The organism is Shewanella gelidimarina, from assembly GCF_023283945.1.
In the GTDB taxonomy this organism is placed as follows: domain Bacteria; phylum Pseudomonadota; class Gammaproteobacteria; order Enterobacterales; family Shewanellaceae; genus Shewanella; species Shewanella gelidimarina.
This window is the reverse complement of sequence record NZ_JAKIKW010000029.1, coordinates 1-21,628: the sequence shown is the minus strand read 5'-3', so window position 1 is coordinate 21,628 and position 21,628 is coordinate 1. Positions and strand designations below refer to the sequence as shown.

Annotated in this window: 22 protein-coding genes; 10 read left to right on the top strand and 12 right to left on the bottom strand. The window is 43.7% G+C overall.

From position 1 onward, the window contains the following. Positions 1–423 precede the first annotated feature (423 nt). A complete protein-coding gene (locus L2729_RS19190; protein ID WP_248989707.1) occupies positions 424–2,358 on the bottom strand; it encodes a B12-binding domain-containing radical SAM protein in 1,935 nt (644 codons plus the stop codon). A 358-nt stretch (positions 2,359–2,716) separates the two neighbouring features. On the opposite strand from L2729_RS19190, the gene L2729_RS19185 reads away from it, so the two are divergent. Further along, positions 2,717–3,382: an SDR family oxidoreductase gene (locus L2729_RS19185; protein WP_248989706.1), complete on the top strand. Its 666-nt coding sequence runs from the start codon at positions 2,717–2,719 to the stop codon at positions 3,380–3,382. A gap of 69 nt (positions 3,383–3,451) precedes the next feature. On the opposite strand, the gene L2729_RS19180 is transcribed toward L2729_RS19185, so the two are convergent. After that, positions 3,452–3,886, bottom strand: a complete 435-nt coding sequence (locus tag L2729_RS19180; protein WP_248989705.1) for a dCMP deaminase family protein — start codon at positions 3,884–3,886, stop codon at positions 3,452–3,454. Between the two features lie 123 nt (positions 3,887–4,009). After that, complete coding sequence (locus tag L2729_RS19175; protein ID WP_248989704.1) at positions 4,010–5,464, bottom strand: glutathione synthetase; 1,455 nt, start codon at positions 5,462–5,464, stop codon at positions 4,010–4,012. A gap of 513 nt (positions 5,465–5,977) precedes the next feature. On the opposite strand from L2729_RS19175, the gene L2729_RS19170 reads away from it, so the two are divergent. Together L2729_RS19170 and L2729_RS19165 are read left to right on the top strand one after the other, a co-directional pair. Beyond that, the gene (locus L2729_RS19170; protein ID WP_101093202.1) at positions 5,978–6,226 is read left to right on the top strand and encodes a DUF3297 family protein; all 249 of its coding nucleotides are present in this window, start codon (positions 5,978–5,980) and stop codon (positions 6,224–6,226) included. Between the two features lie 342 nt (positions 6,227–6,568). Next, on the top strand, positions 6,569–6,829 hold the full coding sequence (locus L2729_RS19165; RefSeq protein ID WP_248989703.1) for a DUF3081 family protein: 261 nt from the start codon (positions 6,569–6,571) through the stop codon (positions 6,827–6,829). Between the two features lie 203 nt (positions 6,830–7,032). On the opposite strand, the gene L2729_RS19160 is transcribed toward L2729_RS19165, so the two are convergent. Both L2729_RS19160 and L2729_RS19155 read right to left on the bottom strand, forming a co-directional pair. Continuing rightward, a complete protein-coding gene (locus L2729_RS19160) occupies positions 7,033–8,013 on the bottom strand; it encodes a Gfo/Idh/MocA family protein (RefSeq protein WP_248989702.1) in 981 nt (326 codons plus the stop codon). After that, the gene (locus tag L2729_RS19155) at positions 8,010–8,336 is read right to left on the bottom strand and encodes a putative quinol monooxygenase (RefSeq protein ID WP_248989701.1); all 327 of its coding nucleotides are present in this window, start codon (positions 8,334–8,336) and stop codon (positions 8,010–8,012) included. Before L2729_RS19155 ends, L2729_RS19160 begins: the two co-directional genes overlap by 4 nt. 96 nt (positions 8,337–8,432) lie before the next feature. Between L2729_RS19155 and L2729_RS19150 the strand changes: the two genes are divergently transcribed. The 6 genes from L2729_RS19150 to L2729_RS19125 all read left to right on the top strand — a co-directional run bounded on the left by L2729_RS19150 (position 8,433) and on the right by L2729_RS19125 (position 14,349). After that, positions 8,433–9,326, top strand: a complete 894-nt coding sequence (locus L2729_RS19150; protein ID WP_248989700.1) for a LysR family transcriptional regulator — start codon at positions 8,433–8,435, stop codon at positions 9,324–9,326. Positions 9,327–9,943: 617 nt separating this feature from the next. Next, complete coding sequence (locus L2729_RS19145; protein WP_248989699.1) at positions 9,944–10,390, top strand: c-type cytochrome; 447 nt, start codon at positions 9,944–9,946, stop codon at positions 10,388–10,390. A 3-nt stretch (positions 10,391–10,393) separates the two neighbouring features. Beyond that, positions 10,394–11,782: a cbb3-type cytochrome c oxidase subunit I gene (locus tag L2729_RS19140; protein ID WP_248989698.1), complete on the top strand. Its 1,389-nt coding sequence runs from the start codon at positions 10,394–10,396 to the stop codon at positions 11,780–11,782. An 82-nt stretch (positions 11,783–11,864) separates the two neighbouring features. Then, a complete protein-coding gene (locus L2729_RS19135; protein WP_248989697.1) occupies positions 11,865–13,706 on the top strand; it encodes a nitric oxide reductase activation protein NorD in 1,842 nt (613 codons plus the stop codon). A 25-nt stretch (positions 13,707–13,731) separates the two neighbouring features. Then, complete coding sequence (locus L2729_RS19130) at positions 13,732–13,953, top strand: DnrP protein (protein ID WP_248989696.1); 222 nt, start codon at positions 13,732–13,734, stop codon at positions 13,951–13,953. Between the two features lie 27 nt (positions 13,954–13,980). Beyond that, on the top strand, positions 13,981–14,349 hold the full coding sequence (locus tag L2729_RS19125) for a hypothetical protein (protein ID WP_248989695.1): 369 nt from the start codon (positions 13,981–13,983) through the stop codon (positions 14,347–14,349). Between the two features lie 111 nt (positions 14,350–14,460). On the opposite strand, the gene L2729_RS19120 is transcribed toward L2729_RS19125, so the two are convergent. From L2729_RS19120 to L2729_RS19100, 5 genes are all read right to left on the bottom strand, one after another. Continuing rightward, the gene (locus L2729_RS19120; RefSeq protein WP_248989694.1) at positions 14,461–14,748 is read right to left on the bottom strand and encodes a cytochrome C oxidase subunit IV family protein; all 288 of its coding nucleotides are present in this window, start codon (positions 14,746–14,748) and stop codon (positions 14,461–14,463) included. A gap of 31 nt (positions 14,749–14,779) precedes the next feature. Beyond that, positions 14,780–15,397: a cytochrome c oxidase subunit 3 family protein gene (locus tag L2729_RS19115; RefSeq protein ID WP_248989693.1), complete on the bottom strand. Its 618-nt coding sequence runs from the start codon at positions 15,395–15,397 to the stop codon at positions 14,780–14,782. Between the two features lie 27 nt (positions 15,398–15,424). Further along, on the bottom strand, positions 15,425–16,234 hold the full coding sequence (locus L2729_RS19110; RefSeq protein ID WP_283104286.1) for a CbbQ/NirQ/NorQ/GpvN family protein: 810 nt from the start codon (positions 16,232–16,234) through the stop codon (positions 15,425–15,427). 95 nt (positions 16,235–16,329) lie between these two features. Then, positions 16,330–16,584, bottom strand: coding sequence for a cytochrome C oxidase subunit IV family protein (locus tag L2729_RS19105; protein ID WP_248989692.1), 255 nt, complete (start codon positions 16,582–16,584; stop codon positions 16,330–16,332). A gap of 6 nt (positions 16,585–16,590) precedes the next feature. Then, the gene (locus L2729_RS19100) at positions 16,591–17,208 is read right to left on the bottom strand and encodes a cytochrome c oxidase subunit 3 family protein (protein ID WP_248989691.1); all 618 of its coding nucleotides are present in this window, start codon (positions 17,206–17,208) and stop codon (positions 16,591–16,593) included. Between the two features lie 354 nt (positions 17,209–17,562). On the opposite strand from L2729_RS19100, the gene L2729_RS19095 reads away from it, so the two are divergent. Further along, positions 17,563–18,648, top strand: a complete 1,086-nt coding sequence (locus tag L2729_RS19095) for a DUF3083 family protein (RefSeq protein WP_248989690.1) — start codon at positions 17,563–17,565, stop codon at positions 18,646–18,648. 78 nt (positions 18,649–18,726) lie between these two features. On the opposite strand, the gene L2729_RS19090 is transcribed toward L2729_RS19095, so the two are convergent. Next, positions 18,727–20,337 (bottom strand): Ig-like domain-containing protein, encoded by a 1,611-nt coding sequence (locus L2729_RS19090; protein WP_248989689.1) that lies wholly within the window; start codon positions 20,335–20,337, stop codon positions 18,727–18,729. 565 nt (positions 20,338–20,902) lie between these two features. Continuing rightward, on the bottom strand, positions 20,903–21,490 hold the full coding sequence (locus L2729_RS21800; RefSeq protein ID WP_248989688.1) for a helix-turn-helix domain-containing protein: 588 nt from the start codon (positions 21,488–21,490) through the stop codon (positions 20,903–20,905). Positions 21,491–21,628: the final 138 nt, after the last annotated feature.

Genomic DNA, 21,628 nt, shown 5'->3' with positions numbered 1-21,628 from the left:
ATCAATGTCTTATTATTAGAAAACAAATAAAATGACAGCCAATAATCGTGGGTTGATATCTTGAATCTTGTTTATACTTAAAATATTTAAATTTGATGTTTGAGGAAGCGAGGCTGAAGCTAGAATGGGCTCTCTGAGCAAGAGATATAAATGTCGAACTGGACGTCAATATAGAGGTAATTGCTTAGGGGCTGTTTTACACAAGTTGGCTTATAAGGTGGTAAGTCTCAGGGTTATATATCGCTAGATTTTAATCTGCTCTGGATAACTAAGGATAACTAAGGAAACAAAATGAGTCCTTTTATCGCTAATAATAAAAGGCCACTTTCTTCTGCAACAAGAAAGTGGCCTTTTTTTATAGATACCATCTATGAATATTCAGCTGACGCTAATGGTTTTTAATCGCTGACTCTTAATCGCGGATTATTCTTCATTGCTGGAGATTAGATTGCTAACGGCTCTTGATACCAGATCTTTTTTCATCAGAGTCGGTGTAACAGGCTTTGTAAACCAGAAGCTCATTGGCTGTTCAAAGCCAATACCGTGCATATAATTGTAGATCGCCTTACGCAGTCCTTCGCCAAGCATGTCATGATCCGTGCCGGTTGGATCGGTGAAGTCCACATCGTTTTCAGCGAATAAGATTTCAGGGCGCTCAGCCAGCGTAATGCCAAATTTCTCAGGGTTAATGCCAATAGGACTGTGGATAGTGGCCACAAAACGGTGCCAGTAGGCGGACTGGAAGCAACCTTGATTCATCATCTGACGCACCATTTCCAGCGAGTCAACAGTCTCTTGTTCGGTTTGGGTAGGAAAGCCATACATCAAATAGGCGTGAACCAATATACCTGCATCACTGAAGGCTTTGGTTACCTGGGCGACTCGCTCAACACTCACGCCTTTTTTCATCAGTTTCAATAGACGATCAGACGCCACCTCAAGACCGCCGCTAACAGCGATACAACCTGAATCTGCCAACAACTGACAACGGGCTTCGCTAAACGTCCTCTCAAAACGGATATTGCCCCACCAACTGATCACCACGCCACGTTCGATTAGCCGTTTTGCAAAGGTAAACAAAAGCTTTGGCGGTAGCGCTTCATCAACAAAATGGAAACCTGTCTCTCCGGTTTCTTCAATGAGTTCTTCGATTCTATCCACCAACACATCGGCGCTAGCGGCGTCAAAGCGGTCGATATAGTCCAGACTGACATCGCAGAAGCTACATTTACGCCAGTAACAACCATGCGCTATGGTCAGTTTGTTCCAGCGTCCATCGCTCCAAATGCGGTGCATTGGATTAAGCATTTCACATAAAGACAGGTAGTCTCCCAATGGTAGGCCATCGTATATCGGCGCACCGACTTCGGTTTGTGGAATATCCTGCAGCTCTGCATTTTCATTGAAGTGTACGTATGGCTGACCATTTTCATCTTCTGCGAGGAAGTAGGTTCGTACCAGCTCGTCGACTTCACGCTTGCCTTCAAAGTATTCCAGCAGCGTTATAAAAGGACGTTCGCCGTCATCGAGACAGATAAAATCGATAAACTCAAACACGCGTGGGTCTTTCAGCGCACGCAGCTCGGTATTGATAAATCCCCCCCCGATGATGATGGGGATCTCAGGATTGATGGCTTTACAGGTTTGCGCTATACGTAAGGCGCCGAGCATATTGCCGGGGAAGGGCACGGTTAACGCGACCACGCTAGGCTGTGTTTCTTCTAGATATAGCTCAACCAATTGTTCTAAAATCTCAGAGCTGAAGCTAGGTTCGCCCATCAAGGTATCGTAGAGATTATCAAAGCTGGGGTTGGCCGCCGCTAATTTCTCGCCATAACGGCTCACTTCAAAGTAGGGATCAACTCCCTGAGTAATGACGTTCGACAGGTCATTAATAAACAGCGTTGCTAGATATTTGGCTTTATCTTGTACGCCAAGGTTGCCAAAGGCTGCTTGCAACACATCGCCGGATACGGCTTCCATTTGAGCAATCGCGTCAAATGCTGGGCCTTCTGGTAAAAAACGACGCGAGTTAATACGCAGTGCAAGGCTTGGATCTTTACCCTGCAAAAAACGAATAGCAGACTCAACGGTTAGGTGGTAGCGGTCAAATTCAGCCATAAAGGTCGAAATAGTATCAGGCAGCTCATCTTCTTCAAAGTGGTCGAAGTTTTCTTCCACATGCTGACGAATAATTTCCAGCGCAGGTGCTGTCATCATTTCTAGGAAAAGCTCAATAGCAGGATCTCGCTGAACCGCCTCATAGCCTCGAGAGCGTAAAAAACCCGTCAAATACGCTGTTGCCGGATAGGGCGTATTCAGCTGGGTCATCGGTGGAGTCATAAGAAGAACGGTCATAGCCTGCCTTTAAATAGTAAAACCTGAATACTCAGTGCGAAACTGATCCGTGACACCTGAGTGTGGCAGTAAATACAGTTGCCATAAAATAGGGGGGGATTCTAGCAAATGAACTATATAGGTTCTACTTCAAACTGCAGGTTTAATAGCTGCCTGAGCGAATAAACTTCAAAGCGGATGGTTGAAATAATGGCGATTCCTTTAAAAGCCACTGAGTTAAAAAGAGTGCAGCCTGCTCTAAGTTGTGAATATTTACAGCGTAAACGGCGACAAAGTGTGAGCAATTGCCAACGCTGGTTGTGTGGCTAAAGCTATAATGAGATATTTCAGTTTATTAATTTAGCTTGTAGGAGCAAACATGTCTCAAACTGTCGTCATTACCGGTGCCAATCGCGGTATAGGTTTAGCGTTAACAGCCCTTTATGCCGCTCAAGGTAAAAATGTTATTGCTTTATGTCGTACATCATCAGCCGCGTTATCTGCTTTAAAGGTGAACGTGGTAACTGATATTGATGTGGCAACGGATGCTGGCATTGCCAACATGAAACAAGCATTAGCGAATATACAGATTGATGTGTTGGTGTGTAACGCTGGCATATTACGGGATGAGAATTTAGAAAACTTAAACCTTGATACCATTCGCGCCCAGTTTGAAGTCAATGCTATTGCACCTCTGCGTGTGGTTGAAGCGCTTCAGCAGCAGTTAACTCGCGGTGCTAAGGTGGCGATGATCACCTCGAGAATGGGTTCAATTGAAGATAATACTTCTGGTGGTCGTTATGGTTATCGTATGTCGAAAGCCGCTTTAAATGCGGCATCAATGTCGTTAAGCCATGATTTAGCCCCTAAAGAGGTCGCCGTTGGTATTTATCACCCGGGTTATGTGCAAACAGATATGGTTAATCACGGCGGAGACATCTCAGCAACCGATTCGGCCAGCCGTATTGTTGGTTTAATCGAACAGCTTGATATGAGTCAGTCCGGTGTATTTAGGCATTCAAACGGTCAGGTATTGCCTTGGTAAGATTGATTGTAAATGCGGGATAGCCGTTATTTTAGATTCAATAAGTGGGTCAGAAACTGACCCCGCTTATTATCCTAGCTGCATCCAATCGACTTTAACGCCAGCTTGTTTGAACATATCTTCGCTTATTTTAATCTTCTCTCCCCAGCGTGACAGAAAATCTTCGCTTGGTTGCGGGCTATGGACTGTACTTAAGCCAGTTTGGATTATCTTTGCAGCGCAGTTAGGACAGGGGAAATGAGTCACCCAGATCTCGCAGCCGCTGAGATCACGCTTAGCAAAGAGAATGGCATTCTCTTCTGCATGAAGGGTTTTTAGGAGCTTCATCTCACGGTTGTCGGTTTCGGCACTGTCGGAGATCCCATTTGGGTAGCCGTTGTAACCTAATGAGACAATCCGGTTATCTTCGGTGATCACTGCACCCACTTGGGTGGAGGGATCTTTGCTCCAAGATGCAACGAGCTCGGCCATCTGTAAAAAACGTGTCGCCCATTTTGTCATCATCTAACACTAACTCCTGATCTATACTGCGAAATAAACTACTAAAACGAGCTACCATTCTCTATGGAGAACAATGATAAATCAACCTCTAGTCAATTAGCTTTAGTTAAACTTTAAATAACATAATCACTTGGGCTCCCATGATGACTCATCACTAAAAACCAGCGAATCTAATACTCCCATACCACTATGGACGCCACCTTCAGTTGTGCGTGCCGATTTACTTCGGATCAAATAGCCAGCGTAACCTTGCTCAGCTGTAGCGGGGATGCCATCTATATGCACAGTGAACATGCCAATCTCACTGATCAAGTCATCGATTTGTTGCAGCTCACCTTTGCGTACAGTCAAAGCAGAAGCAGATCTTGGAGCGGGGTGCAGACGGCGCATCAATGACCAAGCTTGATACTCATTAGGTTGCAGTGTTAACAGTTTTTGATGGATATCGTCGCCAAAAATACAGTGTCCGCCGCCTTCTCCTTGGTTTTTAAGTACCCATTCATCTGTTGGCCTTTGCTTTATCCAAGTGGCAGAGTTCTCGGTGATAGGCAGCATCTCTCCTAGTAACTCACTGACAATACTGGCTTCATCAACGGATAAACCAAAGGCTGTGAGCTCTTTGGGCGTCATTGAGGACAGTAACATTTGCACACGCTTGCTGGTGGCGAGTTGCTGGCTTACGGTTGCATTAACCGCTACGCGATGTTTTTCGATAAAAATACGAGTTTGCATTAGCGCATCACAACAAACCTTGCTGATTAAGTCATGTGCTTGATAGTCGCAATATTGGTAACCTGCTCGCAGATAAATGGTATCAATTGCGCCGACATCTTCTAAAATCAGCCGATCATTAACGCCCGTTGATAACTTACCGTGTAACTGTCGGAATGTTCTTCTAACGGTGCTAATGCCTTTGACTTGTAAGGCGTGCTCAAGTAAATGCTGATCATATACATTATCTTCATCTGCTTGTACCACCATTAAAAATACAGCGGGTCCAGCATCGTCAAACTCCGATTTTATCTTCTGCGCTGCGGTTGCTATCCCAAGTGAGAGTCTTTCAATTGCAGGGTTGTCGACGAGTTCAGCATCTAAGCTTCCCCACTTTGAGTAGGCTTGTGCTGATTGCAGCTGCAAGTATTTATGTAGCTGATGCACTCTCTGGCCAAACGGTCCCATCCCTGCAGCAATACCATTGAATTCGATGAGCCTAGGGCCATCAGTTGTATCGTCCATAAAATCACTGCGCATGAGTAATAAGGGTAATCTTTTTGCACTGTTTGGCGAGTCATGAATTTGTTTATGCATAAGAAGCAATGCATTGAAAAACGGATCACCGCTTGTTATTGGCGCAATGGCTTGGTGTAAAAATGCATGATTTTCAGATGCAAAGTGCACCAACTTGCCCAGTAAGTTAACTGAAGAGGTTAAATGAGCATATCTTTCTCGGCTAATGCTTGTTGGTGTAAAGCTAAATGCCGTATGAGTCGCGGAATAAGGGGTGTTTTTTAGCACCATACCATGAGTTAGCGCCCACTCAATTGCATCTTGCGAGGCGTGTATCGAAATGCTGTCAATCATGATGCTTCCCTGTGCAGATTTTATTAATGAAGTAAGCTTGGTAGATAGAAACACCGCGCCAAATCAATGATAGCCATATGACTTCTCTTAGGCTTGAAATATAGGTGGCTTTATATTTCCATTTAAACGGAAATATAAGATTGAATTTCTAATCTGTCAACTTATTTCCATTAAAGCCGAAATAAAATACGAGTGAGGTATCATAACGACTCATTGTTCCTTTTATGATGGCTTGAAATGCTGAGTTGTCGTTATATGCACAGCTTGCATATAGGCGGTGGGACCCACTCTTGCGAGTCCTGCTTGAGAAGCTCGAAGCTATCCGTTAGCTCGTTTAAACGAGCGGCAAAGATGCTCCTTTTCTAGCGAACGTTTAGGGGCTGTCTAGCTAATGTCTAGATAAGTGAGGACTAGTGCACTCACATTTATGACGGCCGCACTTGAGCATAAGGTTTGTATTGCCTACAATGGCGCACGATTTATTGATAACCACTTTTCATTACAGGCCAGACCATGACTGACACTACATCAAAACCAGCTTTACCTGATCGCCTTTCCGTTAATCCTCGTAGCCCACATCATGTGGCAGCAATTTTCGACCACGACATTGGCATTATGCTTAACGGCAAAGAGCGTTTTGATGTTGAAGAATATTGCATCAGTGAAGGTTGGGTTAAAGTGCCGACACACAAAGCATTAGACCGTCGTGGCCAACCGTTGATGGTGACGGCAAAAGGCACAGTTGAAGCGTTTTATAAGTAAGCTGCTGACTTAGATGTTTCAGAGTAACCTTCATTGAGTAAAACTTAATGATCATTGGTCACTCACGTCTGCAAATGAAAAGCGAATCTAAGGATTCGCTTTTTTTATACATGGATGTATTTATCCGTGATCACCATGGATGGTGAAAGAGGGGGTTTATACATGGATGTATTTATCCGTGATCACCATGGATGAGATCTGCTCGTCTGATGTAAAATATGCATCAATATTGCTTTGAACCATTACGGGTTTTTATACGTATTAAACTAGCCATCAGCGAGTTTGATTGTGGGTTGTACCTGTTACTAATCAGAGCGGGAATATACGCTTAAAAGAGGGCTTATGTCTTTATCGCAACATCTTTTCGTCTTTAATCATGTGCTGTCAAAGGGTAAGAAGCATGATGACAAATACCATTTAGATGGACTAACAGCTTGGCATGATATTGATGGTTATACCTGTTACTTGGGCTATCGCGATTTAGTGATGACGCTGATGTTTCATGGACGCTTTTCTTACGAGTACCAAGACCGTATTGTCTATAATGACTTTAATTCATTAGTAACAGGTATTTTTAGGCGTTTAAATCTGAAGATTAAATAAGTGGGGGGTAAAATACTTTTCCACCTAAGAAACAACATAAAAAACAACATGACCCTATAGTTAATAATGCAATAAATACAAAGTGTTAACTAATTTATCTCCAGCCTCACATTCATTCCAGAACCAAAATTGATTGCTATTTTCTCAATGAAAAAATAGCAAAATCATGGTGTGATGACCGTTAACAGATCAAACTTGGTGCTTTAACTCAGTTGGGTACTCGATTCCCAGTCGGTTAATAATTTCATGATATCTTCAGAACTTTCCGGCGTCGCTTTAGGCGCTTGCAGTGATTTATCACCACGTTCAAACGCTTCACGTATCGCTCGAACTTGATAGAAGAAGGCATCGCCTGCGGCTGTTACTGTAATGGTTTCTTTGTTCGCTTCGTAGGTTTCCAGCTCAAATTCATTCATTTCTCCTGGAAGCCATGGATTACTATTAAACGTTAAGCAGCCTTTGCTACCCAGCACGGTAAAACCATGTTTAAGCCCATAATCTTCCGCGGTATGGATCTGTACATTGACCTTATTCGCAAAACGAAAAGTCGCACTGGATTCACAGATATTGTTGTCTGCCCCTTTTCTGCCGATGGCTGATACGCTGTAGTCCATCAATTCGGCTGCAGATAGCGACTGTTTTAGGATGAGATAAGCGAGAGACATTGGGTAGCAGCCAAGGTTATACAAGGCACCCTTACTGTCAGCATTTACAAACTGAGAAATTGCCGCGACGTAGGAGCCTTGTATGGCTTTTATCTCTCCAATGGCTCCTGAAACTAGCACGCTGAGTGCTTTTTCAATATAGGGATGGCACAGGTACATTAAGCCTTCGGCAAAAAAGACTTGGTGTTTCTGAACGGCTGCGAGAGCGATTTCGGTCTTTTCCATATCAATAGACAGTGACTTTTCACACAGTATCGCTTTACCCGCAGCGGCAGCTTTAACGACAAACTCATGATGAAGATGATTTGGCAGTGCGATATAAACGATGTCGACATTGGGATCGTTAATGAGCGCATCATAGTCGGTATAGGATTTATGCACCGCGTAACTTTTGGCAAACTCATCCAATGTTGTCTGCGTTCTTCCTGCGACTGCGTATAGCTCACTTTTATCATCACCATTAATGGCTTCTGCCATGATGCCAGAAATAAAACTAGTGCCTATTATTCCCCATTTCATTGGTTAGCTCCTGTGAGTTGAGTCGCCATCGGTTGTGTTTGATAGGCGGTAATTAAGTCTGTTAGGCCTTCTTTGATAAAGGCTTGAGTATGCTCAGCCTTAAAATGTTCATCGAATGCTATTTGATCTCGATATATTTCCCACAAAATGACTTTTCTTGGATCTTGATTATCTTGATGAGCAACGGCAAGGAAGCAGCCTTGTTCGCTGTTCATATCGACACAAAATTTCTGAATGGCTAATAATCCGTCATTCAGTTCAACAGTGTCTTTTATCTTTAACTCTGCTGTTATAGAAAGCGTTCCTGTTATTGCTATCGTCATTGTTTATTCACTTTGTAGGAAAAAACTCAATATAATTGAGTCTTCAAGTTTGATAAAGTGGGCTTTAATTGATTTTTAATAAACTATGAGTGCGTAATGGATAAGCTGAAAAGCATGCAAGTGTTCGTTTCCGTGGTTGAGCACGGCAGTTTTCGCAGTGCCGCAAATCATTTTGATATGTCGGCAACCATGGTCGGTAAACATATTCAGTTTCTTGAATCATCACTTGAAACACGCCTTTTGAATCGGACGACAAGGAAGCAGTCGTTAACGGAAAGTGGCCAGGTTTATTATGAAGAGTGTAAGAGGATTATTGAAGACATCGTCGATGCCGAAAATCGAATTCAAATGCTTGAGAATACGCCAATGGGCACCATCAAGGTAAATTGTCCGGTTACCCTTGGAAGTGAACTGTTGGCGCCGATAGTCGCGGCCTTTCTGCAGGAGTACCCTTTGCTTGATGTTGAGATGACATTGGATAATTCGCTGATCGACCCTTTTCAATCCGATGCGGATATTTTGCTGAGAATAGGCGAGTTGAACGACTCGACATTAATTGCGCGTAAGCTTGGGTATTACAATTTGTGCTTTTGTGCCTCTACAGCTTACTTAGCTCACCAGGGTAAGCCTGATGAACTCGAAGATTTGAAAGGGCATTCTTGCTTGGGTTTTGTCTATAGTCAGGGGCAAACAATGCAGAGCTTTAGGTTAAGCACGGATGCATTCAGTAAACGAAATAGTCGGCTGGCATCGAATAATGGGCATGCACTTAGGGCCGCGGCATTGAATGGAGCGGGTATTATTCTTCAGCCCAGAATACTGGTTTGTAAGGACATAGAGTTCGGTGCATTAGAAGAGGTATTGGCAGCATTTACCCCAATAGCTAAACCTATACACCTTGTCTACAGAAGCAGAACACTGTCACTTAAAAACCGCACCTTTATTGATTTTGTGCTAAAAAACCTAACAACAAACAATCAGCTCGACTAAATAATAAATTGACCTGCCATGCTTATTCTCAGTGGCACGCTTGGTTGGTAACAAGAGGTTTCTCTATGACGATGGATGAGCCTTAGACTGGTTAATTCGCTACCTTTAATATTTTCCCCAACCTATTTTCTACAAACTATATTTCTATATTTGCTGGTAATGCACTGCAGCAAAATTTGTTATTGATGGGCTTGAGCCTGTTTAACCGAGCCCAATAAACCTACCTTAAAGTACAGCCAAATTTAGATGAAACGCCGTCTACTCTTTGACATTTTAGCTCTTTCGAATCTGCGTTGTTTTCTATTTTTAAATGGGGGGTTATAAAAAGTGTTGGCTTGTATAAAGGCGATTAATAAGGCCATAAGACGAGGTATATAAATTGAGTAACACGCTAGCTTAGCTTTAAAATTCTGAGGTGACGGCACATCTTGGCTGTTTATCTATCGAATCATTTTAATAAATTATTACAGTGACTTAACTTCGATGGTTTAGCGTGTAGCTCCTGTCGCACTCAAGTGTCTAATATATCTGTTTAATTCCAGTGAATACTTAACCATGGTCTACACTTAGCTAATATTTGACCAAAAGTGAAAGTAAATAAGTAAAGGGATAGTAATATGTCAGACACTTTTACAAAAGGTATGGCTCGAAATATCTACTATGGCGGCAGTGTTTTTTTCCTACTGTTGTTTGCTGGTCTCGCTATGCATACCACCAGAGAAATGCCCAAATCTGATCATCGAGAGAATCTCACCGAAGCCGTTGCAAACGGTAAAGCCATATGGGAAGACAACAACTGTATTGGTTGCCATACGCTCCTTGGTGAAGGCGCTTATTATGCGCCGGAGTTGGGGAATGTTTATTATCGCCGCGGTGGCGGTGATCTCGATGCATTTAAAGGCTTTATGCAAAGTTGGATGCTAATTCAACCTCTTGGTGTCCCTGGACGCCGACAAATGCCTCAATTTAATTTAACGGAACAACAGGTTAACGATTTAGCAGAGTTCTTAAAATTCACCGCTGAAATAGACGTTAACAGCTGGCCACCGAACATTGAGGGTTAAGGCATGAGCACTTTAAAATATCAATCACAATCGGTTGCGACACCTTACTTTGTATTTGCACTTATTCTATTTACCGGACAAATTATATTTGGCTTGGTGATGGGCTTGCAATATGTGGTGGGAGATTTTCTCGCCGGGGTCATCCCCTTTAACGTTGCTCGAATGGTGCATACTAACTTGCTCATCGTTTGGCTATTATTTGGCTTTATGGGTGCCGCTTATTTCCTTGTGCCCGAAGAGTCTGAAACTGAATTGTATAGCCCTAAACTCGCTATCTTGCTCTTCTGGGTATTTGCCGTCGCTGCCACACTCACCGTGTTAGGTTATTTGTTGGTTCCCTATTCAAGGCTGGCTGAGATCACGGGCAATGAGTATTTCCCGACGATGGGGCGGGAGTTCTTAGAGCAACCCACCATTACTAAAATTGGTATTGTTATCGTCTGCCTCGGGTTTCTGTTCAATATCGGTATGACGATGTTGCGCGGCCGAAAGACGGTGATCAATATGGTACTGATCACCGGCCTCATTGGACTGGCTGTGTTTTTCCTATTCTCTTTCTACAATCCGTCCAATATTGCGTTGGATAAATTCTATTGGTGGTTTGTTGTCCACCTCTGGGTTGAAGGTGTGTGGGAATTAATTATGGGTGCGATCCTCGCCTTTATACTGATCAAGATCACTGGTGTTGACCGAGAAATTATTGAGAAGTGGCTGTACGTGATTGTTGCGATGGCATTGATCTCCGGTCTACTGGGGACTGGGCATCACTTTTTCTGGTTAGCCACGCCTGAATACTGGCAGTGGGTGGGTTCGGTATTCTCCGCGTTAGAACCTCTGCCTTTCTTTGCCATGGTGCTGTACGCATTCAACATGGTGAACAACCGCCGCCGAGAACATCCGAACAAAGCAGCAACGCTGTGGGCGTTAGGTACGGCAGTCATGGCATTTCTTGGCGCGGGTGTTTGGGGATTTCTACATACATTGGCACCGGTCAACTTCTACACTCACGGGACGCAAATCACTGCGGCACATGCCCATATGGCCTTTTACGGTGCCTATGCAATGATAGTGCTGACCATTATTTCCTATGCGATGCCGAAGTTACGCGGTATTGGCGAAGCATCGAGCAAAAAAGCGCAAGTGCTGGAAATGTGGGGCTTCTGGTTAATGACGGTCGCCATGGTTTTCATTACGCTGTTCTTAACTGGAGCAGGGGTATTGCAGGTCTGGTTACAACGTCTACCCGAAGGCGGCGAAGCATTAAGCTTTATGGAAACTCAGGATAAATTGTCAATTTTCTATTGGGCACGAGAAGCGACGGGGCTCATATTCCTGATAGGCTTAATCACCTATATGTGCAACTTTCTTGTCGACAGAAAAGCTGCTAAATAGACTGTATTAATCAAATGGAGCTAGCGCTGAGTTGCTATCGACGCTAGTTCCACCTATTTTTTATCACCATGGTTAACCATATATGGAAGAATGGGTTGGGAGTATTTGGCATAAATTCATTGTGCAAAAAAGCAACACTGAATTTGATCATGCCCGTGTTCAATTTGATGATATCAAGAAATCGGTTGGGGTAATTTTTCGCGCGCTTGGAGGCTCACCGACAAAACGCGTCGAGGCCGCTATACCGCGTGATTATTATGCCCATAGAAAGTTTATCGATAAAATTTCAGGCGCCAAGCAACAAGTCAGCCTTGCTTGGCAAGATGAAACCAGCCTGCGCTTGCCGCAATCCATCGCTATTTTTGATACGCCACAACTGAATAAAGAACTCTACCTTTGGCTTGCCGCTCTTGCCCCGCATTACCCCGAACAGTTCACTCACTGGGCCAGAGACAATCAAACTGTGGTAGCCAAAGTTCTGCGTAAATACCCCGCGATAAGACCGCGCTATCAACGACTTGTGACTGCAATACTCAAGCAGCGAGTCCCTGTTGAAGCATTGCCTAAATCCTTACAACCGCTCGAAAGGGCTGTGATACAAGCAATAACACACCCTGAATCTATTATTGAATTCCCGGTCGCCCACTACGCACCTCAAGCCATTTATATCTGGTTGTATCCCAATGAGAACATCAAAGCGAACCCCTTTAGCGCGGCAGATATTGATTGCGAAGAAGAGGAAGGATCATCAGCGGCAAAGAAGCAGCAAAGCGTAAAGGCTAGAAAAAAATCAGAACGAATAGAGGAAGAGGATACCAAAGATAGTCTGATGGTTTTTCGCTTAGAAAACTTATTCTCATGGAGCGAGTTTTCACGAGTGAATCGGGCTGAGGACGACACCGAAGATGATGATGCCCAAAGAGTGGCTGAAGATCTTGATATTATTACGGTGGCAAAGGGCTCAAAGCAAAAAACCGCTAAGCTTAAAATAGATCTCGATTTACCCGCAGCCATTGAGGATGACTTACCCTTAGGGAAAGGCATTACGCTACCTGAGTGGAATTATAAATCTAACCTACTGGTTGCCGATCGCTGTTTATTACAACCTATGTTACCTCGCGACAGCAAGCCACTGGCATTGCCATCATCATTACACTCGGCAGCCAAAAAAATACGCCAACAATTCCAGCAACTGCAAAGTATTAAAAACTGGCAGAAATCTCAGCCGAGTGGAGATGAAATTGATTTAACTGCCTGGTTGGATTTTCATATTGAAAGTCAGACTTCAATGGCGCAAGACACCGGACTCTACCGTAGCTTTCAGCGCTGCCAGCGTGACATCAGCTGTTTGTTACTCTCCGATCTTTCGATGTCGACAGATGCCTACATCAATAATGAGCTTAGGGTTATTGATGTGATTAAGGACAGCATGCTGCTATTCAGTGAAGCTTTGGCTGCTGTGGGCGATCCATTTGCGTTGTATGGGTTTTCATCGGTAAAGCGGCATCACGTTCGGTTTACACTGTTAAAGAACTTTTCCGAATCCTACAATGATCATATACGTGGCCGTATTTTGAGTTTGCGGCCAGGATTTTATACCCGCATGGGCGCAGCCATCCGCCAAGCGAGCAGTATTTTGGCGGAACAAACACACCACCGAAAATTGCTGCTTATTTTGACTGATGGCAAGCCGAATGATATTGATAATTACGAAGGTCGATATGGCATTGAAGATACCAAACAAGCGATTATCGCTGCCCGCCGCCTTGGTCTCATACCATTTTGTATCACCATAGATCAAAAGGCTGATCAATATCTGCCTTACATTTTTGGTCATAATGGCTTCAGCGTTATCTTTGACCCAAGCCAGTTACCGACAAAGTTACCGCAGTTGTATCATCAACTGACTCAATCTTCTTCCTAGATTTTATTGAGCAAAGGAGACCTAAATGATCGAAAAAATACCCTGTTTGTATTGTCAGACTGAAAACACAGTTGATAGCGAAACGACGGGTTATTTGACCGACCCGGTGCCGGTTTGTTGCCACTGTGGCATGGCTTTACCAAAAGCTCACCCTAGCAGCCGTTTTTACAAAACCAGAGTGTTTTTATGGGCCTTTGTATTCATTGCGTTATTTTGCTTACTGATGATCATTTATTTACCCCGATAACGGATGTCAGCTGACAGGTATGTAAACATGAAAATAAATAAATACGATCAAAACGAAATAAAACAAGCGTCTGCAATTGCCGTGTGGTCGCTACTCAATCTTACCTTTTTGCCGCTGCTATCGTTTATTGTACTGCTCAGCAAAATCAATAAATTTGCGACCAACTCCTTTGCCACGTATCACCTGCATTTTGCCATTAAGTTGAATTTAGCTGCCGCAACAGCATTAATACTCGTGAGTGCACTGATCATATTGTTTGGGGGGTTAAATTCTGGGATGACTTGGGTATTTGTCATTACTTATTTTATCTCAGTGCACGCGGTATTTATTCTGATTTCGGTATGGATGTTAGTGCGAGCGTGGGCGGGTAATAAAATGGGCTACAAGCAAGTTTAGTTATTGATATCACGCCTAAAATAGATATAGAGGCTAACGCCTAGCAGATTAAATTAGTTACTAAATCTGGTTCTTAATCAGATGCTTAATGAGGCCTAGACAGCAGAACACTTAAAATAAGATGTATATCAAGCCAATCGTTATCGGCAGTAAGATGACATAGGCTCGCAGTAAGTTGCGCCACAATGTCGGCGCTTGTTTCAATTCCATATAGACATCAACGATCAGCAGTCCCTTTATCAACGTCACCAGCAGGATGCTGGCTAAAACAACTTCTTCCACACCTTGCAACCAGGAATGATTTGAGCCCAGCGCGACACTGCCCATATAAGCAGACGCGGCTGTCAGGATAATCAGATAGAGATAAACTCGGAGAATGAGGCCTTGATGATGGGTCATATTTTGCAGCCTCGCATTTGCCTAGTTATCATTAGTTAATAACGTACAGCAGTGGGAAAATAATGATCCACACGAGGTCGACCATATGCCAGTAGCAAGCACCTGACTCAAAACCCGAAAGGCTTTTGCCCTGATAGGCTCCTTTTGTGGTTTTGAATGCCATGGACCCCAAGATAATCATCCCGAGAATGACGTGCATAAAGTGAAATGCTGTGATAAAAAAATACAAGGTAAAATAGGTATTGGTCGACAAACCAAATCCTTGTTGTATTAGCTCATTATATTCCCATGACTTCACCGCTAAATAGACACTCGCCGTGAGTAACGCACCGCCCAATAGTGCTGCTGCATAATTTTGACGTGAATGCTTTATCGCATTTAAGCTGAGGGCGACCAAACAACTACTGGAGATTAACGCTATGGTGTTAATCCCACCAGCGACGGGATGCAGGTAGGTTTGTCCCTGTTGAAACATATCGGGGTACAACTGCCGCGTGACTGCAAATCCAATAATAAAAATAGCGAATACTGTGAGTTCCGCCAAAATAAAAAACCACATGGCTAAATCACCGGGCAAATATGGCCGTGGACTTGATGCCACACTCGCGACATCAGCGGTCGGTACCTGATTGGATCCAGTATTGGCCATGTTATGACTTTACATCGGTAGAGGGCACTAACAATCGAAGTACAGGCGCGCGACATCCATTAGCGCTTCAACAGTGCTGATATCATCAGACAAGGGCTCCGCCAGACAGCTGCGACATGCGGCTAACGGCGACATACCACTGGATATCATTCGCGCCGCATAAATTAACAGGCGGGTAGAAGCCACTTCATCTAAGTCACAGTCGAGTCTGCGCAGCGATCCTGCCAATTCAATCAACTTAACCGCTAAGTCTTGCTCTATTTGACATTCTGTCATCAATATTTGGCTCTCAAGCAGAGGATCGGGATAGCCAAGACGCAATGCGACAAAGCGCTGCCGAGTACTCGCTTTCATGCCTTTTAAAATATTTTGATAACCAGGATTATAAGATACCACCAGCATAAAGCCCGGTGCTGCAGCGAGTTCTTCTCCGGTGCGTTCGATGGGTAATATGCGGCGATCATCGGCCAGGGGATGCAGTACCACAGTGGTGTCTTTACGCGCCTCGACGATTTCATCGAGATAACAAATACCGCCTTCTCTCACCGCTCTCGTTAGCGGTCCATCCTGCCAATAAGTCCCATTTGGACCAATCAAATGGCGTCCAACTAAATCCGCGGCGGTTAAGTCATCATGACATGCGACTGTGTATAAAGGTCTGCCAAGTTTCTCTGCCATATGAGCGACAAAACGGGTCTTACCACAGCCCGTTGGCCCTTTAATGAGTAATGGCAGTTGATGAGAATACGCGTACTCGAAGAGTTGTATTTCGTTGTCTTGCTGCTGATAGAATATCGGGTCTTTAATAGCAATTGCGGTGGTAGTTGAAAAGGTCATATTGTTCCCTAATATTCGATACGACTCAAAAAGAAAGCTATTTAAATATAGCATTTATCAAATGTTTAGCAGAAAAACATCCTGGCTATCTTGGTTCATAAAAAGGTCGTTACGATAATCAAGGATGGGAAAAAAATAAGGTAGGCGCGCATCATTAATCGTAAGTAGCGATGGGCATGGCGCAACTCCATGAAATGATCGATGATCATTAATCCCTTAAACATCACGGTTAATGCCACCAAGATGCTAACCAGCGCTGAAGAACTGAATTGCTCACCTAAAAACGTATTGAATAGCGTTATTCCAATCAGGGTCCACCAGCAATACTCCATTTTTCCAAAAGGTTTCATCAGGGCCTACCTTAGAACATACAAGAGTGGAAAAATAAGGATCCACATCAAATCAATCATGTGCCAGTACATGGCTAATGCTTCTAGACCTGAATGCTCTTTCGCTGAATAGGCCCCTCGGCGCAAACGAAATATAACCCACAACACCGCGCATGCAGCCCAACCTACATGGAGAAAATGATTAAAAGTCATATAGTAATAGACGGTGAAAAACTGACTGCTACTGGTGCGAAAGCCCTGTTGATGATTCCAATAGAATTCGCCCGTCTTCACCAATAAGTACAAACAACCACAAGCCAGAGTGAGCCACAGATAGGCTTCACACTTGACTCGATTGTCTAACCTAATATTGATCATTGCTTTTGCGATAAAGTAACTGCTTGAAAGTAATATCAATGTGTTAGTTACCCCTGCGAGGGTACTGACACTTTGGGGACCTTGGGAAAAGGCTTCAGGGTAGTTGTACTTGGCAATAAAGTAGGCGACAAAGAAAATGCCAAATTCGGTTAATTCAGACAGGATCCCCACCCATATCGGAATATGACCGGGAATTCGACCGGCCCGTTGTTCACTCCACGAACTTGGGAAAATACCCAAAGGCGCTTTGGGGGGCTCACTATTCATCGGTACTGATCATCAAAAGCCCTTTTGGCCAATTCTTATCTGTTTGCCTTAGTTTAGTTGAATAATGCAAAACAGGCGGAGGGGCTCTTTTGATAAACAGGCTTGCTAATGTGCGGTGAGTGAGTCGAATAAAATGGCCATATATAGAGGTTCTAAAAACGACATGGCTAGCCATGATGATAACTTTTGTCCCTAGAATGAGCTTTTACATTTGGATTTTAAGAAATAAATCATATTCGACGGGTATTATGTTGCCAGCAGGTAAAAGCGTGTCTTACCGCAGGGTTATCGTCAGCGTTTATCGCTACCATTGGCGCCAAGCTAAACATGGTTAACTTATCAAAAGGAGTATATATGTCCCTTAGCCATCAGCAAAAAGTGTACATACCCAAGGATGTTAGAAGCAATCAATACATCACTGCAGAAATCAAAGTAACGGATGCTTTGTTGGCCCATTACCCCGATTACAAAACGTGTTATAAGACGCTTAGTCGTGCCATTTTTAATCTTGCTGAGCAAGAAGAGTTATATAACCTTCATGTGATCACTAATGATAAGTTACCCGTGGTGCGTTTCCACACCGAAGCGTATTGCTTTCCAACCGCAGAGCAGATCATATTTTTCTATAATCCTGAGTATCATGAAGCACAAAGTCTGCATAGTCAGGACGATTACCGCGCACGCAAAATCAGGATTGTATTTTTAGCGACGGGTGAAGATATTCGCAGTAACTCGGCTAACTTTCATCTAAAGGTGCAGTCTTTTATCGCAAAATTGATGCCTCAATTGCCAGAAAAAGATCTCACCATTAAAGTCCGCGATCATCAACACCTGTCTTATGATCTGTTCGCCAAAGCTAAGGGCAGTAAAGAGAGTTATGGATATAAGCTGCGCTCAATTAGCGACAGATATAAAGCCAGAAACTGTCCGCTGCCTGCAGAACATGGTTCATTATGCTATGTGACGGTAAAGCTACCTTTAAGCCGTATGCTTAAACAAGCGATGTTGCCAGCAGATGCAAATGACTTTACAGCACTGTATCAAAAGCTAGAAGATGCCTTTATCCAAGCAACATCAGCCAAACAGCTCAATCGAATTGCGATGGTGGCTAATGGGCTAACACCACTGGTACGCAACAGTAAATACGATCAAGTTGATGGTACCGACGAAGTACAAATGCTCGGTTTTGACCCCAATGTTGAAGAGCAACAATTTATTCGTCATTGGCAGGGTGACCATTTAGTTGAAATGGTTAGCTTTACAATTGCAGCAGGAGTGAAAGACTCTAAAGATGGTGGGCTTGGCCGTTATTTGAATCGGGTTGAAGAAGCGCTAAAGAACTTTGCGGCTGAATTGGCGTTAGATAAATCACGCCAAGAACTCATAGTGCGGTTCCATCAACACATTAGTTATCAATGTCCTGAACAGTTAATCAGCTAACGTGTAAGTGACAACAGTTAAACTGAGCCTATTGAAAATGCCAGCCACGATAAGTGACTGGCGTTGACGTAAAACTAGTTACTTATGAATTTTCCCTATCTTCGAAGCTCGCAAGTCATAATCATCCGCATGACAGCCTGAACAACTATCGTAGGCACGAAGCCATGGTTTCATGTACTCGCCGTCTGCAGAGAAGTGTCTTGGGTCATCCTTTGCCCCCTCGAGATCGATCTTGAGTAAGTGAGATGAACTTGGCATGTGGCAATCGGTGCACTTGGCAGCGAGCTCATGAGCGACAGAAGCGATGCTGCTGCCTGGGGCGTCGGCGAACTCCTTGCTATGGCAATCGGTACACTCTCTTACCATCGCGTCTTCATGGCCAGGTTTGTCCTGATTGTATTCAGACTGGTGAGGGTTATGACAAGTTGAACAGGTGAAGTCCTTCTTCTTGCCCATCGCCTCGCCAGTATCTGGATCTGTACCTATTAAGGTTGTGCCCGCGTGACGGCCACCACGACCATCTCGGCGTCCTTCGGGGCCAAAGCCTGTGTTCCGGCTCAAGCGTGCACCTTGAGTTACGCCGCCAAAGATCTGGTCAAAGGGAGACAAATAGTCCGGATAGCGTCTGACTGCATCATCGGTGGTATGACACTCGGTACAGGTAGCCGCCTTACCATATCCCATATCCTCAGCAAGGTAATCTCCAGTAACACGTGCTTCAGCTATTTTAACAATATTATTTTTTGCTGGAGCCTTAATATGAGCACTACCGGCGCCATGACAACTTTCACACTGAACCCCGGTCATAGCAAACGTGCCGCCCATTCCCGGCATATCATTTTGTCTGTTCAGGTTTCGATAATCACCGGTGCCTTCAGTGTAATCTTGCCAACCTGTAGTATGACATCTGCCGCAGTAATCATAGCCATGTGAATCGGGTGCATCATTCGGGTTCCAGGGCCATGCCATTTGGGGAGTCGCTTCGGTCCCCTCTGGTACAGGGAATGTACCAACCGCATTCTCGGTCATGATGTAGCCATTCTTATCGATAAACATGGTACTGCTTTTGTAACCACCGATAACGTAACCGATATCTGCCCAGCCGGAAGGGTTACCCAGCGTGTTGTTTACATCAAAAAATTCCAAGATCCCGTCAGGAATAGAGGAAAACGGGTAGACAGGCTTTTCTCCATTAACAACCTCAGTCAACTTAAAGTTATGTCCGGTCTCTAGATAGCTTTTTTTATCTGTATGACAAGAGACACAGGTGTTGGAACCCACATAGGCTAGGGCAACTTCATTTGATATCACCACGACAGTGACTATCGACTCAGCTTGGCCACCATTACCATCTGAGATGGTGTAATTGAGTGTGGTGGTACCGACTTCTACAGGTTCGAACAAGATCTTATTATCTTTAATCGATGCGGTACCTGTTCCGTCTGCCACAGACACTGTTTCGATAGTTAACGCATCACCATCAACATCGGTATCGTTGGCTAAAGCATCGATTAATATACTGCTGCCGTTGATAGTTTCTGCATCGGTTGGATTAGCAACGGGTGGGGTATTATCTACTGGTGGAGGAAGTGGATCGTCGTTATCGCTACCACAAGCCACCAGCATAGAGATCATACCGGCAAGGATTAACTTCTTATATGGAATACGTATTTCTGTAATATTCATCATGACATGCCCTTAATATATTTATAACGCTATATATTGGATATTATTTTTATTGTCTAACGGTTAACTCTAACGCTGAAAATACATATTTTTTCAGATTAGAATTCATCAGTAAGATAGATAACGAATAAAGCGAATGGTTAGCTAAACGTTATATATCAATCATTAAAATATGTTCCGAGGCAAAAAATTAATCACTTTTCTCACAGACAAAATTGAAGCTACCAAGACATTAAGAATACAGTCCTGTTTCGGTACTGCTTTGTTTGCAATAAAAGTCTTTAACTCTTCGCTAACTCATACTTTAATACCCTAAAAGTAGTAGAAAGGCTTAATGTCCGGCATGGGCTTATCGGCTTTAAAATGGTGTTTTTCGAACCCTGTTGCCATTTTGTGACCTCAAATAGGTATCAGGTCCAGCTTAAGGATGATTACAGTTTGAAGCGGAGGTTAGGTGTATTAAATCGGCTTGTAAAAGTTAGCTGATATCCATCACTATAAATGGACAATGCGGTTTTACATTATTGGAAGTGCATACAAAAACGACTCGCCACGATGTGAATAAGCATTATTTCGCTTTAGTGTACGTCTTGAACTGAGAGGGTGTCAGTAAGGTGTGTCTCTTAAAAAACTTGACGAAATAAGTGACATCATCGAAGCCGAGTTCATAGGCGACTTCCTGTACTTGGGAGTTTTCTATGATGAGTCTTCTCTTGATCTCTAATATGGTGTGGGCATCGATCAGCTGTTTAGCCGTTTGATTACAAGCCAGCTTACAAAGTTGGTTTAAGGACTTATAGGAGATGTGCACCATGTCTGCATAAGCTGATGCGTCTCTGGTCTGGGTGAATTTATCTTCAATCGATAACAGAAATTGATTGAAGCGCATCGTCTGAGTTTCACTTAAGTGCTCAGTATTACTTTTCCGCTCTCGAGTTAACGCGACAAGCAGTGATGAAAACAGCAGTTGTATGAGCAGAGGATTATTATTCACCTCCTTTTGCGCTTTATTGATCTCCAACAATAAGGCATCGCAAGTCTCCGTCAATGCTTGGCTCAAGATAAACACAGGCAGATATGAACTCACCAGGTGGGTCGGCGTAAAGAGAGGAAGGCGGATGTTGGTCAGAATAGAGTCGAAAAAAGCTTCAGTCACATTGATCATCTTTCCCTGAGGGCGACTCTCTGAAGTGGCATAGTTAATTTGGCCATCTAGTTAGAGGTTGATATTATGGCCTCGTTATTATTTAGGTGATCGTATGACTAAACGTATAAAACGTAATTTTACCCCCGA